The organism is Bacillus subtilis subsp. subtilis str. 168 (genome assembly GCF_000009045.1).
GTDB classification, from domain to species: Bacteria; Bacillota; Bacilli; order Bacillales; family Bacillaceae; genus Bacillus; species Bacillus subtilis.
In genome coordinates this window covers 2422802-2436929 of sequence record NC_000964.3, presented here as the reverse complement: position 1 = coordinate 2436929, position 14128 = coordinate 2422802, and the positions used below count along the sequence as shown (strand labels likewise).

Genomic DNA, 14128 nt, shown 5'->3' with positions numbered 1-14128 from the left:
TCGGCGCTTTTCTTATTTGAATATAGATACAATCGCATTCCAGATAGATACGAAGAAATCAATGACTTTCTGGATGAAGTTTTTGCCTTCATCTGATTCTATGAATTTCGTAATCTTATCTTTCGCTTTATCTAGCTGGTCACTGACCTGTCCCCAGTCAATGTCAGCGTTTTTCATCTTATTGAATAGGGAGACAAGCTGATTCTTTTGGCTGTCTGTAAGTGTGACGTTTAAATCAGAAGCTGCGTCATCCACTTGTTTTTCGATGTCAGCTTTATTATCAGGCACCCCGTTTTTAGCAAACTCTTCTTTGATTTTTGCAATCAGGGCTGCCGCATTTTCGTTACCGATTTTGTCTCCAAGCTCTGATGTCGTGACAAGCTCTTGGTTGGCGACCTGCTTAACATCCTCCGAGATCGCTTCGTCAGAAGAAACTTCATACGCCTTAATCAATCCAGTTAAAGCGGCAGTCCCGGATACTTCAAACGGTGCTGTAACATACACCTTCGCATCTTTAACACCGGCTGTCATCAGTGCATTCAGGTACATTTCATCTGTGATGCCGCTGATATTATGGGTCTCAACATTCAATCCGGAGCCTTTTTTGGCAATGGTGATTGACGATGAAGAAATCGCTCTCGATCCGATTTGCGCGTTCGATATATATTTTCCTAAATATTCATGTTCTTCCTTATTGGTCACGGTTACCGTTGTGGCATTATCAGGGACATTCATTTCATCAAGCACTTTTTGTTTGTCAGATTCTGACAAATCAGCACCCAGTGTTACAATGACATCTCCAACTGCGGCATCCGCGAGACTGACCTTCGGAACCATCAGCAGCAAAACGGCCGCTGCCAGCATTCCAATCCAAATTTTCTTCAAAGCAGTTTGACCTCCTTCAATTTCACAAGCAGCTGGATAGTGCTGCTTTGTGAGGACCTGAATCATGAAAAATACAGTTCCGTTAGGTTAGACGGAGATAAAGAGATTCAGGTTTCATTTTTATTTTTTAGTAAAGCTCGGGAGATTCGTTTTCCCCCGAAAGGTGTGGTATAATAGCCGCGACAAGGAGAGACAGGCTATAACCTATACATAATCTCCTTTGAAAATTAAAATAAAGAAAGTAGGCATACAATTGAAAACAGGTTACTTTTTATTAGAAGACGGGAACAAAATTGAATTTGAACTTTATCCTGAAGCTGCACCTGGAACTGTTGCAAACTTTGAAAAGCTTGCGAACGAAGGCTTTTATGACGGGCTTACATTCCACCGAGTGATCCCTGGCTTCGTCAGCCAAGGCGGATGCCCGCACGGAACTGGTACAGGCGGTCCGGGATACACAATCAAATGTGAAACAGAAGGCAACCCGCATACACATGAGGCGGGCGCACTTTCTATGGCACATGCCGGAAAAGACACTGGCGGCAGCCAATTTTTCATCGTTCATGAGCCACAGCCTCATTTGAACGGTGTTCACACTGTATTTGGTAAAGTAACAAGCGGATTAGAATTCGCGAAAAACATGTCTAATGGCGATGTCATGAAAGAAGTTCGTGTAGAAGGCTAATCGGCAGGCAAAAGGCTTCCTCTTAGAGAGGAAGCTTTTTTTATTGGCCAAAAATGTTCAATAAAAAACCGCCGAATGCTGATGGCGGTTGGCAAAACCAGGTGTTTAGTTAGTGACCCCCGTGTATTGAATACATTAAAAAGTTTTGGTGACGTTTTGATCAGTAAATTGATGATTAATCATTTTAGCTTTGCTTACAAAGTTATTTTCAAAGACAATTCCTGTGTTTAAACCTCCGGAGCCAAACACAGATTTGGACAAAGTTAAAGGCCTGATCATAAAAGCGCCGCCTACGTTAATTACACTGTTCCCGGAAACGTTGTTTATATTAATAGGATAATCAATCATACTATCAAGTCTCCTTTCATATCATTCTATTTTTTATATGTATTAGTGCTAGAGTTGATTAGCGTAAACTTATCGGCAAAAATATTTAGGAGATGCCTGTTTTTATTGATTTATAAAAATGCTCGAAAAAAGAGCCTCCTTTAAAGCTTCCGGAAGCCCAGATATCTGTCTATTCTTTTAACTACTCTGAATGCGGCAGCTGCTTTTCTGGCGAATGTAATAGGATCATCCTGTGCTGACTCAAAGTGCATATACATTGCTCACGGCTCACTAAATAACCAGTGGTTATGCAATGTAGAAATCGCCATACGCCGCTATCCTAGTTCGGTGAGCAAAGAATTTACCTCTTCATGTAAGAAACTAAGTGAAATACTTTACCATTTCGAACCTCAAACGGGAAAAATGGGGAATTGACAAGGGATGAGGTGGGCAAACAAACACCTGACTCGGTGGCAGAACGAACTGCCCAAAATTTTGGCAAACTCCCTGCGTATCTTTTGTTTCCTCCCATTTCATGCTATTGCTCCTCCTATGTCAAAAAAGAATGTATGAGAGAAGATCCCGCCATAGACAATGTTGTTGGACGACTGAAGATAAAATTGTGCTGATTATACAAAAAGTGGATTGGGAATGATAAAAGAACAAAAAAGTTTAAGGAGAATCACATGCAAGTTTTGACGGGGTTGCTCGAACAGTACGGATATGCCGTCTTGTTTATTGTCTTGATGTTAGAGCTTCTAGCTTTACTTGGACCGGGAGAGTTTGCCGGTGTTCTCGTGTTTCAAGAAAAGTTAAACTGGGTGCTAAGCATGTTAGCGGCCGGATTGGGGAGCTGTGGGAGTGAGCATGTCGTATTGGATCGGGTATAGACTGGGCCCAGCTGCAATTCAGAAAGCTTTTGCGTCGAGAGGTGTTCTGTTAGCCGTTATTGTTCTAACTTTTTTTTGGACGGTATTCAGAGGGCAAGATCGGAAAATCGAACTCTCTTTCTTATTTTTCCTAGTCATTGGTGGGGAGCTTTATGAAGAGGGAATCAGACGGCTCTTTCATTCCCTTCATCCTGTTCACGCTCCTTTGGAAAGTCATGTATTATATCCATTCCCGAGCGAACAGACTTTAACGGCATTTGTCATTTTTGGTTTTTGTGCTTATCTTTTTGTTCGTCATTCTCACAAGACGCGTCTGCAAACTGTTGCATTTTTTTGTTTATTATCGTTTTATTCCTCATCGGGCTGAGCCGTGTGTACTTTATGAGCAGTATCCGAGTGATGTTGCTGCGGGTTACGCCTTCGGCGGTGTTTGGCTGAGTTTGAATGTTTTGGTCATGGAGCTTTTCCGTTTCTCCAGAAGATTTACCAAGCTGAGAAACGAACCCAATTAGTATGTAATCAAAATTAAGTAAACTTTAAAGTAGTACGGGTCATTGGGATTGATATTTTGTAGTAAAATAAATCAAACAAACGTGATGTAATGAAAAGGAGATCGCGATATGAACAACAAAGGCTGTATAAAATGCGGTAGTACTGAAGCCGGACAAAAAGAAATAGCTACAACCGGCACGGGATTATCAAAGCTGTTTGACGTGCAGCATAACCGATTTCTAGTGGTTTACTGTAAGAACTGCGGATATTCAGAGTTTTATAATAAAGAGTCTTCAACTGCCGGGAATATATTGGATTTATTTTTTGGAGGCTGATCCATGTTTTCGAGCTTGAATGATTTTAAACATATTATGAAAGCAAAAAACGGGGTGCGGTTATCACCTGTGAAATAGGTTGCCGCAAACATTCCAGTAACCTTCATGACGTTAATTGTTTTGTCAAGTGCCATGGGTATCATGGACTGGGAGATCAATGGAATGCAGTAAATGAACAAACTGCCCGTAACCTCATGCTTTATATACGATCTAAAGATTTTGCATATGAGAACTCTCTTTCTTCTGAGTCCATCGCTTCTGAATTATGCGATTCATTTCTTTCAATATTTTCAGGCCTAGTTATGATCGACAAGAAAAAATAGGCATGATGTGGGTAGAAGATGAAGATTAACAGTTTGTAAAATCACTTCAATGGTCCTAATGGGATTTTTTTTCGATTCGTGATAACATAAATTGAAGACCGTTGTTTATTGGAGGAAATCAGTTGAAATCAGAAAATGTTTCGAAGAAAAAGTCAATATTAGAATGGGCAAAAGCAATTGTGATTGCTGTCGTTCTTGCTTTGCTCATCCGCAACTTTATTTTTGCGCCGTATGTCGTTGATGGTGACTCTATGTATCCTACACTTCACAACCGTGAAAGGGTTTTTGTTAATATGACAGTCAAATACATCGGCGAGTTTGATAGAGGAGACATCGTCGTGTTAAACGGAGATGATGTTCACTATGTCAAACGTATTATCGGCCTTCCCGGCGATACGGTTGAGATGAAAAATGACCAGCTCTATATCAACGGGAAAAAGGTGGACGAACCTTATTTGGCGGCTAATAAAAAGAGAGCGAAACAGGACGGTTTTGACCATTTGACCGATGATTTCGGCCCGGTTAAAGTGCCTGATAACAAGTATTTTGTGATGGGTGACAATCGTCGCAATTCCATGGACAGCCGTAACGGCCTTGGCCTCTTCACGAAAAAACAAATTGCGGGTACGTCAAAGTTTGTTTTCTACCCGTTTAACGAAATGCGCAAAACAAATTAGGATCAAGCAGCTTCCCATTGGGGCTGCTTTTTTTATATCTTTTTTACGGTCATCCCCTAAAAACAGAACATAAATTCGTATATCTATAGAAAAGAAATTTTTGCAGAAATGTGAAACATATTCCCGTTATGCATCGTTATATTAATAATTTACGAGAATTTACGGTTTTTTATTCATGAAAAAAAGGAATAACTCATATGAATGAATAGATTCATATTGGCTGGAGGTTTAGAAATGGGAAGAATAAAAACCAAGATTACCATTCTGTTAGTGCTTTTGCTTTTACTTGCAGGCGGTTATATGTACATAAATGATATTGAGCTGAAGGATGTTCCGACAGCAATTGGACAAACCTTGTCCTCGGAAGAAGAGGAATACACCATCCAGGAATATAAAGTGACGAAAATTGACGGCTCAGAGTATCATGGAGTAGCAGAAAACGGAACGAAAATCATCTTCAACGGAAAAAAATTAAATCAGGATTTATCTGATATAAAAGAAGGTGACAAGATTAAGGCTTACTTCAGCAAATCAAAGCGGATCGACGGATTAATCAAGGTTGCAAAAGTGAATGATTAAAAAACATCACCTTTCGGATCGAAGGGTGATGTTTTGTTTTTCTCAAATTGTAAGTTTATTTCATTGCGTACTTTAAAAAGGATCGCTATAATAACCAATAAGGACAAATGAATAAAGATTGTATCCTTCGGGGCAGGGTGGAAATCCCGACCGGCGGTAGTAAAGCACATTTGCTTTAGAGCCCGTGACCCGTGTGCATAAGCACGCGGTGGATTCAGTTTAAGCTGAAGCCGACAGTGAAAGTCTGGATGGGAGAAGGATGATGAGCCGCTATGCAAAATGTTTAAAAATGCATAGTGTTATTTCCTATTGCGTAAAATACCTAAAGCCCCGAATTTTTTATAAATTCGGGGCTTTTTTGACGGTAAATAACAAAAGAGGGGAGGGAAACAAATGGAAGAGTATTATATGAAGCTGGCCTTAGATCTTGCGAAGCAGGGCGAAGGACAGACCGAATCCAATCCGCTCGTCGGCGCTGTTGTCGTAAAGGACGGACAAATTGTCGGAATGGGCGCCCATTTAAAATATGGTGAAGCTCATGCAGAAGTTCATGCCATCCATATGGCTGGAGCACATGCAGAGGGTGCCGACATTTACGTTACACTCGAACCGTGCAGCCATTACGGAAAAACACCGCCATGTGCAGAATTGATTATCAACTCTGGTATCAAAAGAGTGTTCGTGGCGATGAGAGATCCTAATCCGCTTGTGGCTGGAAGAGGGATCAGCATGATGAAAGAAGCTGGCATTGAGGTAAGGGAAGGCATCCTGGCAGACCAGGCGGAGAGGCTGAATGAAAAATTTCTGCACTTTATGAGGACAGGCCTTCCGTACGTCACGCTAAAAGCGGCTGCCAGCCTTGACGGCAAGATAGCTACCAGCACGGGTGACAGCAAATGGATCACGTCAGAGGCTGCAAGACAGGATGCTCAGCAATACAGGAAAACACACCAAAGCATTTTAGTCGGAGTTGGCACAGTGAAAGCCGACAATCCGAGCTTAACCTGCAGACTGCCGAATGTAACAAAACAGCCGGTTCGGGTCATACTTGATACCGTACTCTCGATTCCTGAGGACGCTAAAGTGATTTGCGATCAAATAGCGCCGACATGGATTTTTACGACGGCACGCGCAGACGAGGAAAAGAAAAAACGGCTTTCAGCTTTCGGAGTGAACATATTTACACTTGAAACCGAGCGCATTCAAATTCCTGATGTTTTGAAGATCCTAGCGGAAGAAGGCATCATGTCGGTGTATGTGGAAGGCGGTTCAGCTGTTCACGGAAGCTTTGTCAAAGAAGGCTGTTTTCAAGAAATCATCTTCTATTTTGCCCCTAAACTAATCGGAGGAACGCATGCTCCCAGCTTAATCTCCGGTGAAGGTTTTCAATCAATGAAAGATGTCCCCTTATTACAATTCACTGATATAACCCAAATCGGCCGTGATATCAAACTGACGGCAAAACCGACAAAGGAATAGGATGGTGACCATGTTTACAGGAATTATCGAAGAAACAGGCACAATCGAATCCATGAAAAAAGCAGGGCATGCAATGGCCTTAACTATTAAATGCTCAAAGATTTTAGAGGATGTTCATCTTGGCGACAGCATTGCAGTGAACGGCATTTGTCTGACTGTCACTGATTTTACAAAAAATCAATTCACAGTGGATGTTATGCCTGAAACAGTCAAAGCTACGTCACTGAATGATTTAACAAAAGGAAGCAAAGTAAATCTGGAAAGAGCGATGGCGGCAAACGGCCGTTTCGGAGGCCATTTCGTCTCAGGCCATGTCGACGGAACTGCGGAAATCACACGAATTGAAGAGAAAAGCAACGCAGTTTACTATGATTTAAAAATGGACCCGTCATTAACAAAAACATTGGTTTTAAAGGGATCAATTACTGTGGATGGCGTGAGCTTAACCATATTCGGCCTGACAGAAGACACAGTGACGATCTCCTTAATACCGCATACGATCAGCGAAACGATCTTTTCAGAAAAAACGATCGGCTCTAAAGTGAATATCGAATGCGATATGATCGGAAAATATATGTATCGATTTTTGCATAAAGCCAATGAAAATAAGACCCAACAAACCATTACAAAAGCCTTCTTAAGCGAAAACGGCTTTTAGAGAGGAAGATTTGCATGTTTCATCCGATAGAAGAAGCACTGGACGCTTTAAAAAAAGGCGAAGTCATCATCGTTGTAGATGATGAAGACAGAGAAAATGAAGGAGACTTTGTGGCTCTTGCCGAGCATGCAACGCCGGAAGTCATTAACTTTATGGCGACACATGGGAGAGGACTGATCTGCACGCCGCTCAGTGAGGAAATCGCAGACAGGCTTGATCTTCACCCTATGGTTGAGCATAATACAGACTCTCACCACACTGCATTTACCGTAAGCATAGACCATCGTGAAACGAAGACAGGTATCAGCGCTCAAGAAAGATCTTTTACCGTTCAAGCATTGCTGGACAGCAAATCCGTGCCATCTGATTTTCAGCGTCCGGGGCACATTTTTCCACTGATTGCGAAAAAAGGAGGTGTCCTGAAAAGAGCGGGCCATACAGAAGCTGCTGTTGATCTTGCTGAAGCTTGCGGATCTCCAGGAGCCGGCGTCATTTGTGAAATTATGAATGAAGACGGAACGATGGCGAGAGTGCCTGAGCTCATTGAAATTGCGAAAAAGCATCAATTAAAAATGATCACCATTAAGGATTTGATTCAATACCGTTACAATCTGACAACACTTGTCGAGCGTGAAGTTGACATTACGCTGCCTACTGATTTTGGGACATTTAAGGTTTATGGATACACAAATGAGGTAGATGGAAAAGAGCATGTCGCATTTGTGATGGGAGATGTGCCGTTCGGAGAAGAACCGGTATTGGTCCGGGTGCATTCAGAATGTCTCACAGGTGACGTGTTTGGCTCTCATCGCTGTGATTGCGGACCGCAGCTGCACGCCGCGCTGAACCAAATTGCCGCAGAAGGCCGTGGAGTGCTCCTGTACTTGCGCCAAGAAGGACGAGGCATCGGTTTAATCAATAAATTAAAAGCTTATAAGCTTCAGGAACAAGGCTATGACACCGTAGAAGCCAATGAGGCGCTTGGATTCTTGCCGGATCTTCGCAACTATGGCATCGGAGCACAAATTTTACGCGACCTCGGTGTCCGGAATATGAAGCTTTTGACGAATAATCCGCGAAAAATCGCAGGCCTTGAAGGCTACGGACTCAGTATTTCAGAAAGAGTGCCGCTTCAAATGGAGGCGAAAGAACACAATAAAAAATATTTGCAAACCAAAATGAACAAGCTAGGTCATTTACTTCATTTCTAATCACAAATATCACAAAAAAGGATGGGAATCATATGAATATCATACAAGGAAATTTAGTTGGTACAGGTCTTAAAATCGGAATCGTAGTAGGAAGATTTAATGATTTTATTACGAGCAAGCTGCTGAGCGGAGCAGAAGATGCGCTGCTCAGACATGGCGTAGACACAAATGACATTGATGTGGCTTGGGTTCCAGGCGCATTTGAAATACCGTTTGCTGCGAAAAAAATGGCGGAAACAAAAAAATATGATGCTATTATCACATTGGGCACTGTCATCAGAGGCGCAACGACACATTACGATTATGTCTGCAATGAAGCTGCAAAAGGCATCGCGCAAGCAGCAAACACTACTGGTGTACCTGTCATCTTTGGAATTGTAACAACTGAAAACATCGAACAGGCTATCGAGCGTGCCGGCACAAAAGCGGGCAACAAAGGTGTAGATTGTGCTGTTTCTGCCATTGAAATGGCAAATTTAAACCGCTCATTTGAATAATTTGCTGAAAACAGTTTAAAAATATGGCGAAAATGATATAATGTGAGAAAACGGATCACCTATTCGTATCCGTTAATAGCAGACTGGACATTTTGGATATAGAGGGGTTTTTATGTTAATTCGTTATAAAAAATCGTTTGAAAAGATTGCGATGGGGCTTCTTTCGTTTATGCCGAATGAAAAAGACCTTAAGCAGCTTCAGCAGACAATTAAGGACTACGAAACGGATACAGACCGCCAGCTCTTTCTTTGGAAAGAGGACGAGGATATCGTCGGAGCAATCGGAGTCGAAAAAAAGGATTCTGAGGTTGAGATCCGGCATATCAGTGTGAATCCTTCTCATCGCCATCAAGGAATCGGAAAACAGATGATGGATGCTTTAAAGCATTTATTCAAAACGCAAGTACTGGTTCCAAATGAATTAACGCAGAGCTTTTTCGAACGTTGTCAAGGTCAGCAGGATCAAGACATTTCATACAATAATTAAGCAGAGGCTGTGATCAGTCTCTGCTTTTTTTTCTGCGTTCTATTTCTTTTTCACGTTCACGGATGACGTCAGTCCGATCCCGCAAACGGTGTTTGTCGATAAGAAATATGTTGCTGAGTGCACTGGGCTGCCCCCATGTATACTTTTTTTTCCTGCATTCGATCCTGCATGCTTCCTCCAGTTTCTCATCTTTGATTGGCAGTATAATGCTTTTATAGGCAGAGACGGTTTCGATTTGTTCGTAAACCGATTGCATAAGTTCGAGCAAACGGCCATGATCAAGCCCTAAGTCTTCGACTGCCCGGTGTTCTGCTTGAAGAATCCGGATGCTGTTCGCCATCAGTCTTTTTGCCCCGGCTGTATTCTGCCTTCTGTGATGATATAAAGCCACTGCAAGCTGAATAAAGCCCACCCAATAGCGTTTTCGTTTCTTTGGCGGATCTTCCTTCCAATATTCTTCTAATATTTCATGGCATTCAAAATAATCCCGTGTCGCATGAAACTCAACGAGATAATCTATATAAGCTTTCGGATACAAGGTGCTTCCTCCTTTAATGTGCTTTTAGTGTACCATAGAAGGGATAAAAGGAAAAAAGAACGCCCGGCCTCTAGTGCTTCTTAGAAAGGAAAACCAGAAGCAAAGGCTTTTTCTCCCGCTTCTGCGCTCCGAGCAAACACCTCTTGTGTTTTGAATATTCTGTACAAACTCCTTCAAAACAGGATATGAAATAGTATTGGACGAGAGCTTTTTGGTGGCTTATACTATAGGGTAGCCAGTTTTTCCGGCAATGAGAGTGATACTTGAAAATGGTGAGATGATGGAAGAATATCAAGTGAAAATTGATACGTTTGAGGGCCCATTGGACCTGCTGCTTCATTTAATCAATCGTCTTGAAATTGACATATATGATATACCTGTGGCGAAGATCACTGAACAATATTTATTATATGTACATACGATGCGCGTGCTTGAGCTCGACATTGCCAGCGAGTATTTGGTTATGGCTGCCACGCTGCTCAGCATTAAAAGCAGAATGCTGCTCCCGAAGCAAGAGGAGGAGCTTTTTGAAGATGAATTACTTGAAGAAGAAGATCCGCGGGAGGAACTGATTGAAAAGCTGATTGAGTACCGAAAATATAAAGATGCGGCGAAGGATTTAAAAGAACGGGAAGAAGAAAGACAAAAATCGTTCACGAAACCGCCGAGTGATTTGAGTGAATATGCAAAAGAAGTAAAACAGTCTGAGCAAAAGCTCTCTGTCACGGTCTATGATATGATCGGAGCTTTTCAAAAAGTGCTGAAACGCAAAAAAATAAACAGGCCGATGGAAACAACAATTACAAGACAGGACATACCAATCGAAGCCAGAATGAACGAAATCGTGCACAGCTTGAAATCTAGAGGAACGAGAATTAACTTTATGGATCTGTTTCCATATGAGCAAAAAGAACATTTAGTAGTGACCTTTCTAGCTGTTCTTGAGCTGATGAAAAATCAGCTGGTCCTCATTGAACAGGAGCACAATTTTTCAGATATTTACATTACGGGGAGTGAATCCATTCATGGGGCTTGATATCGTGAATTGGAAAGCTATTGTGGAAGCCCTTCTTTATGCGGCAGGCGATGAAGGGCTTACAAAAAAGCAGCTGTTAACAGTGCTTGAAATCGAAGAGCCTGAACTGAACACGATCATGGCGGATGTGGCGGACGAATACCGCGGAGATACACGAGGGATTGAACTTATTGAGTATGCAGATACGTACATGCTCTCTACCAAAAAAGACTTTGCGCCTTACTTGAAAAAACTGATTGAAGTGCCGTCAAAGGGCCTTTCTCAAGCATCTTTAGAAGTACTGGCCATTGTTTCATACAAACAGCCAATTACGAGAGCAGAAATTGAAGAAATCAGAGGAGTAAAATCAGAGCGGATTTTACACAGTCTTGTCGCGAAGGCGCTATTGTGTGAAGTAGGGCGTGCCGATGGTCCGGGGCGGGCCATTTTATACGGTACTACGCCGACTTTTCTTGAACAATTCGGTCTGAAAACGCTGGACGAGCTTCCGCCGCTGCCTGAAAATGCGGAAGAAGACGTTCTTCAAGAAGAAGCAGATTTATTTTTTGAAAACTTTAACCAAACCTTCGAAGATATAAAATAGAAGTTTAATGAATCGCGCTTTTTCATCATCATAAGATATAAGGAAGAAGCTATCATGAAAGAAGCAAAATGTGAGAGACAAATACATGAGGGGAAGATACCAAACGAAATGGGACATTCGATTGTGCGAGCGCAGACTCAAAAAACAGGCGAATTCTTATCAATGGTTGTCAATACCGTGAACGATTACCTAAATCAAACGACGCTTGAGTCCTTACAGGCTGAATTGCCTATTGAAAAAGGATACTGCTGTGATGTGCTTAGCACTCTGAGAAGAATGGCAGTATTTTGTGAAGGAGGCGCAGAAGCGTGCCGTCGTCTCCTGATGCAGGAGCCTTTTCAGGAAGCCAGAGCGGAAAAAACACTTTATAATGTGTATCACCAATGCATTGAAGAGTTCTTTATGCCGAAAAAAGACACGTGGTGTGAAAATAGCCGGGCGTCTTATACCGGGGTCAGCGCAATTGAGTTTTATCATGCTGTTCCTGCGTCGCTTGAGCAATTATTATTGCCGTTGAGCGCGGCCTTTCTGAAGATGAGGGAAGAGCTGGCTCATTACGAAGCGTCCGGATCAAGCATGGCGCCAATCAGATAACGTTTACTCTCCCTTTTTCAGGGAGAGTTTTTTTATGTTTGCTTCCAGAAATATAATTGTTATTCATAACTGATGGACATGCGCATAAACTTGTACAAACCACCACAAGGACGTGAGCAAACATGCGCATTTTCAAAAAAGCAGTATTCGTGATCATGATTTCTTTTCTTATTGCAACCGTAAATGTGAATACAGCACATGCTGCTATAGATGTCAGTGCAAAAAGCGCGATCATTATTGACGGTGCGTCAGGCAGAGTGTTATATGCCAAGGATGAGCATCAAAAAAGGCGGATCGCGAGCATCACAAAAATTATGACCGCCGTCCTCGCCATCGAATCCGGCAAAATGGATCAAACAGTGACGGTTTCGGCAAATGCTGTCAGAACAGAAGGCTCCGCCATTTATTTAACAGAAGGTCAAAAAGTGAAGCTGAAAGATCTTGTGTATGGCCTGATGCTAAGATCAGGAAACGATGCCGCTGTCGCGATTGCTGAGCATGTCGGTGGGAGCCTCGATGGGTTTGTTTATATGATGAATCAAAAAGCCGAGCAGCTTGGTATGAAAAACACCCGTTTTCAAAACCCGCACGGATTGGACGACCATGAAAATCATTATTCAACAGCCTATGACATGGCCATTTTAACTAAGTATGCTATGAAGCTGAAAGACTATCAAAAGATTTCAGGCACAAAAATATACAAAGCGGAAACGATGGAAAGCGTATGGAAAAACAAAAACAAACTGCTGACCATGCTTTATCCGTACAGCACAGGAGGAAAAACAGGCTATACAAAACTTGCAAAACGGACACTGGTCTCTACGGCTTCAAAGGACGGCATTGACCTGATAGCCGTCACCATTAATGACCCTAATGATTGGGATGACCATATGAAGATGTTTAACTATGTGTTTGAGCATTATCAAACCTATTTAATTGCAAAAAAAGGGGATATTCCAAAGCTGAAAGGCACATTTTATGAATCGAAGGCTTTTATCAAACGTGATATCACCTATTTGCTGACCGAAGAGGAAAAAGAAAATGTAAAAATTAATACCACACTGCTCAAGCCGAAAAAAGCATGGGAAAAAGATGCCTCGAAAATCCCTGACATCGTAGGGCACATGGAGATCATGTTCAACGATGCAACCATCGCAAAAGTGCCGATCTATTATGAAAATGAGCGGCATCAAAAACCGAAGAAACAATTTTTTGAAACGTTTAAATCAATCTTTCTGAATGCGGCAGGCGGAGCAAAATGGTCAATATAATTTGGGTCAGTTTAACCGTGATCGGACTCGTTTTTGCGATGTGCAACGGAACTCTGCAAGATGTAAATGAAGCCGTGTTTAAGGGTGCGAAAGAAGCGATTACGATCTCATTTGGATTGATGAGCGTGCTTGTTTTCTGGCTTGGCTTAATGAAAATCGCCGAGCAGTCAGGGCTTTTGGATATTTTCAGCCGGATGTGCAGACCTTTTATATCTAAACTGTTCCCTGATATACCGCCGGATCACCCGGCGATGGGCTATATTTTATCTAATCTTATGGCGAATTTCTTCGGCCTCGGAAATGCAGCAACTCCGCTTGGCATTAAAGCAATGGAACAAATGAAAAAGCTGAACGGAAACCGATCGGAAGCAAGCCGGTCGATGATTACTTTTTTAGCTGTTAATACGTCCTGCATCACACTCATCCCGACAACGGTGATCGCTGTCCGAATGGCTTATTCCTCCAAAACGCCGACAGATATCGTCGGGCCAAGCATTTTGGCAACGCTTATTTCCGGAATCGGTGCCATTATCATTGATCGGTATTTTTATTACCGCCGCAAAAAGAAGGGAAGGTGAGCG

At 42.2% G+C, this 14128-nt stretch carries 19 protein-coding genes, 1 other RNA gene, 3 pseudogenes and 3 other annotated features; of the genes and pseudogenes, 18 read left to right on the top strand and 5 right to left on the bottom strand.

Annotated features, from left to right (window positions below; genetic code table 11):
• Window positions 1-12: 12 nt before the first annotated feature.
• On the bottom strand, window positions 13-885 hold the full coding sequence (gene ypuA / locus BSU_23370; protein ID NP_390218.1) for a hypothetical protein: 873 nt from the start codon (window positions 883-885) through the stop codon (window positions 13-15).
• A gap of 253 nt (window positions 886-1138) precedes the next feature.
• Here ypuA and ppiB point away from each other — a divergent pair, with 253 nt between their 5' ends.
• Window positions 1139-1570, top strand: a complete 432-nt coding sequence (gene ppiB, locus BSU_23360) for a peptidyl-prolyl isomerase (RefSeq protein ID NP_390217.1) — start codon at window positions 1139-1141, stop codon at window positions 1568-1570.
• A gap of 135 nt (window positions 1571-1705) precedes the next feature.
• Here ppiB and ypzD read toward each other — a convergent pair whose 3' ends face one another.
• Window positions 1706-1918, bottom strand: a complete 213-nt coding sequence (ypzD, locus tag BSU_23350) for a putative germination protein (protein NP_390216.1) — start codon at window positions 1916-1918, stop codon at window positions 1706-1708.
• Between the two features lie 140 nt (window positions 1919-2058).
• Window positions 2059-2175 (bottom strand) — a sequence feature (Evidence 5: Unknown function).
• Window positions 2059-2175: pseudogene (locus BSU_23349) on the bottom strand. Its footprint overlaps the feature before it by 117 nt.
• Window positions 2176-2583: 408 nt before the next feature.
• Here BSU_23349 and ypuB point away from each other — a divergent pair.
• From ypuB to ypzJ, 4 genes and pseudogenes are all read left to right on the top strand, one after another.
• Window positions 2584-2787 (top strand): hypothetical protein, encoded by a 204-nt coding sequence (gene ypuB / locus BSU_23340; protein ID NP_390215.1) that lies wholly within the window; start codon window positions 2584-2586, stop codon window positions 2785-2787.
• Window positions 2765-3052 (top strand) — a sequence feature (Evidence 5: Unknown function; PubMedId : 15849754, 16850406). Its footprint overlaps the gene before it by 23 nt.
• A pseudogene (gene ypuC, locus BSU_23330) lies at window positions 2765-3052 on the top strand. Its footprint overlaps the feature before it by 288 nt. Before ypuB ends, ypuC (BSU_23330) begins: the two are co-directional and overlap by 23 nt.
• Window positions 3045-3299: a sequence feature (Evidence 5: Unknown function), on the top strand. Its footprint overlaps the pseudogene before it by 8 nt.
• Window positions 3045-3299: pseudogene (ypuC, locus tag BSU_23329) on the top strand. Its footprint overlaps the feature before it by 255 nt. Before ypuC (BSU_23330) ends, ypuC (BSU_23329) begins: the two co-directional pseudogenes overlap by 8 nt.
• A 108-nt stretch (window positions 3300-3407) precedes the next feature.
• Window positions 3408-3614, top strand: coding sequence for a hypothetical protein (gene ypzJ / locus BSU_23328; protein ID YP_003097757.1), 207 nt, complete (start codon window positions 3408-3410; stop codon window positions 3612-3614).
• Here ypzJ and ypzC read toward each other — a convergent pair.
• Window positions 3557-3793, bottom strand: a complete 237-nt coding sequence (gene ypzC / locus BSU_23320) for a hypothetical protein (RefSeq protein ID NP_390213.1) — start codon at window positions 3791-3793, stop codon at window positions 3557-3559. The two genes, ypzJ and ypzC, sit on opposite strands and share 58 nt — an antisense overlap.
• A gap of 266 nt (window positions 3794-4059) precedes the next feature.
• On the opposite strand from ypzC, the gene sipS reads away from it, so the two are divergent.
• From sipS to ypzK, 8 genes are all read left to right on the top strand, one after another.
• Window positions 4060-4614 carry a type I signal peptidase gene (gene sipS / locus BSU_23310; protein NP_390212.1) on the top strand — a complete coding sequence of 185 codons (555 nt, stop codon included), beginning with the start codon at window positions 4060-4062 and terminating at the stop codon, window positions 4612-4614.
• A gap of 234 nt (window positions 4615-4848) precedes the next feature.
• A complete protein-coding gene (ypuD, locus tag BSU_23300) occupies window positions 4849-5193 on the top strand; it encodes a hypothetical protein (RefSeq protein NP_390211.1) in 345 nt (114 codons plus the stop codon).
• 119 nt (window positions 5194-5312) lie between these two features.
• Window positions 5313-5457, top strand: an RNA gene (fswA, locus tag BSU_misc_RNA_36) — flavin riboswitch.
• Between the two features lie 129 nt (window positions 5458-5586).
• Entirely contained in the window at window positions 5587-6672 is a 1086-nt protein-coding gene (gene ribD / locus BSU_23280) for a fused diaminohydroxyphosphoribosylaminopyrimidine deaminase; 5-amino-6-(5-phosphoribosylamino) uracil reductase (protein ID NP_390209.1), read from the top strand.
• Window positions 6673-6682: 10 nt separating this feature from the next.
• Complete coding sequence (gene ribE / locus BSU_23270) at window positions 6683-7330, top strand: riboflavin synthase (alpha subunit) (protein NP_390208.1); 648 nt, start codon at window positions 6683-6685, stop codon at window positions 7328-7330.
• A gap of 14 nt (window positions 7331-7344) precedes the next feature.
• A complete protein-coding gene (gene ribBA / locus BSU_23260) occupies window positions 7345-8541 on the top strand; it encodes a fused 3,4-dihydroxy-2-butanone 4-phosphate synthase and GTP cyclohydrolase II (RefSeq protein ID NP_390207.1) in 1197 nt (398 codons plus the stop codon).
• A 32-nt stretch (window positions 8542-8573) separates the two neighbouring features.
• On the top strand, window positions 8574-9038 hold the full coding sequence (gene ribH / locus BSU_23250) for a 6,7-dimethyl-8-ribityllumazine synthase, beta subunit (RefSeq protein ID NP_390206.1): 465 nt from the start codon (window positions 8574-8576) through the stop codon (window positions 9036-9038).
• A gap of 112 nt (window positions 9039-9150) precedes the next feature.
• A complete protein-coding gene (ypzK, locus tag BSU_23240; RefSeq protein NP_390205.1) occupies window positions 9151-9525 on the top strand; it encodes a putative riboflavin synthesis-related N-acetyltransferase in 375 nt (124 codons plus the stop codon).
• 13 nt (window positions 9526-9538) lie between these two features.
• On the opposite strand, the gene ypuF is transcribed toward ypzK, so the two are convergent.
• The gene (gene ypuF / locus BSU_23230) at window positions 9539-10063 is read right to left on the bottom strand and encodes a hypothetical protein (RefSeq protein NP_390204.1); all 525 of its coding nucleotides are present in this window, start codon (window positions 10061-10063) and stop codon (window positions 9539-9541) included.
• A gap of 280 nt (window positions 10064-10343) precedes the next feature.
• Here ypuF and scpA point away from each other — a divergent pair, with 280 nt between their 5' ends.
• The 5 genes from scpA to spmA all read left to right on the top strand — a co-directional run bounded on the left by scpA (window position 10344) and on the right by spmA (window position 14125).
• Window positions 10344-11099, top strand: coding sequence for a chromosome condensation and partitioning factor (gene scpA, locus BSU_23220; protein ID NP_390203.1), 756 nt, complete (start codon window positions 10344-10346; stop codon window positions 11097-11099).
• Complete coding sequence (gene spcB, locus BSU_23210; RefSeq protein ID NP_390202.1) at window positions 11089-11682, top strand: chromosome condensation and segregation factor; 594 nt, start codon at window positions 11089-11091, stop codon at window positions 11680-11682. The genes scpA and spcB overlap by 11 nt, the downstream gene beginning before the upstream one ends.
• Window positions 11683-11736: 54 nt before the next feature.
• Window positions 11737-12276 (top strand): hypothetical protein, encoded by a 540-nt coding sequence (gene ypuI, locus BSU_23200; protein NP_390201.1) that lies wholly within the window; start codon window positions 11737-11739, stop codon window positions 12274-12276.
• A 122-nt stretch (window positions 12277-12398) separates the two neighbouring features.
• On the top strand, window positions 12399-13547 hold the full coding sequence (dacB, locus tag BSU_23190; protein ID NP_390200.1) for a D-alanyl-D-alanine carboxypeptidase (penicillin-binding protein 5*) (required for spore cortex): 1149 nt from the start codon (window positions 12399-12401) through the stop codon (window positions 13545-13547).
• Window positions 13535-14125, top strand: coding sequence for a spore maturation protein (spmA, locus tag BSU_23180; protein NP_390199.1), 591 nt, complete (start codon window positions 13535-13537; stop codon window positions 14123-14125). Before dacB ends, spmA begins: the two co-directional genes overlap by 13 nt.
• The last annotated feature ends 3 nt before the right edge of the window (window positions 14126-14128 follow it).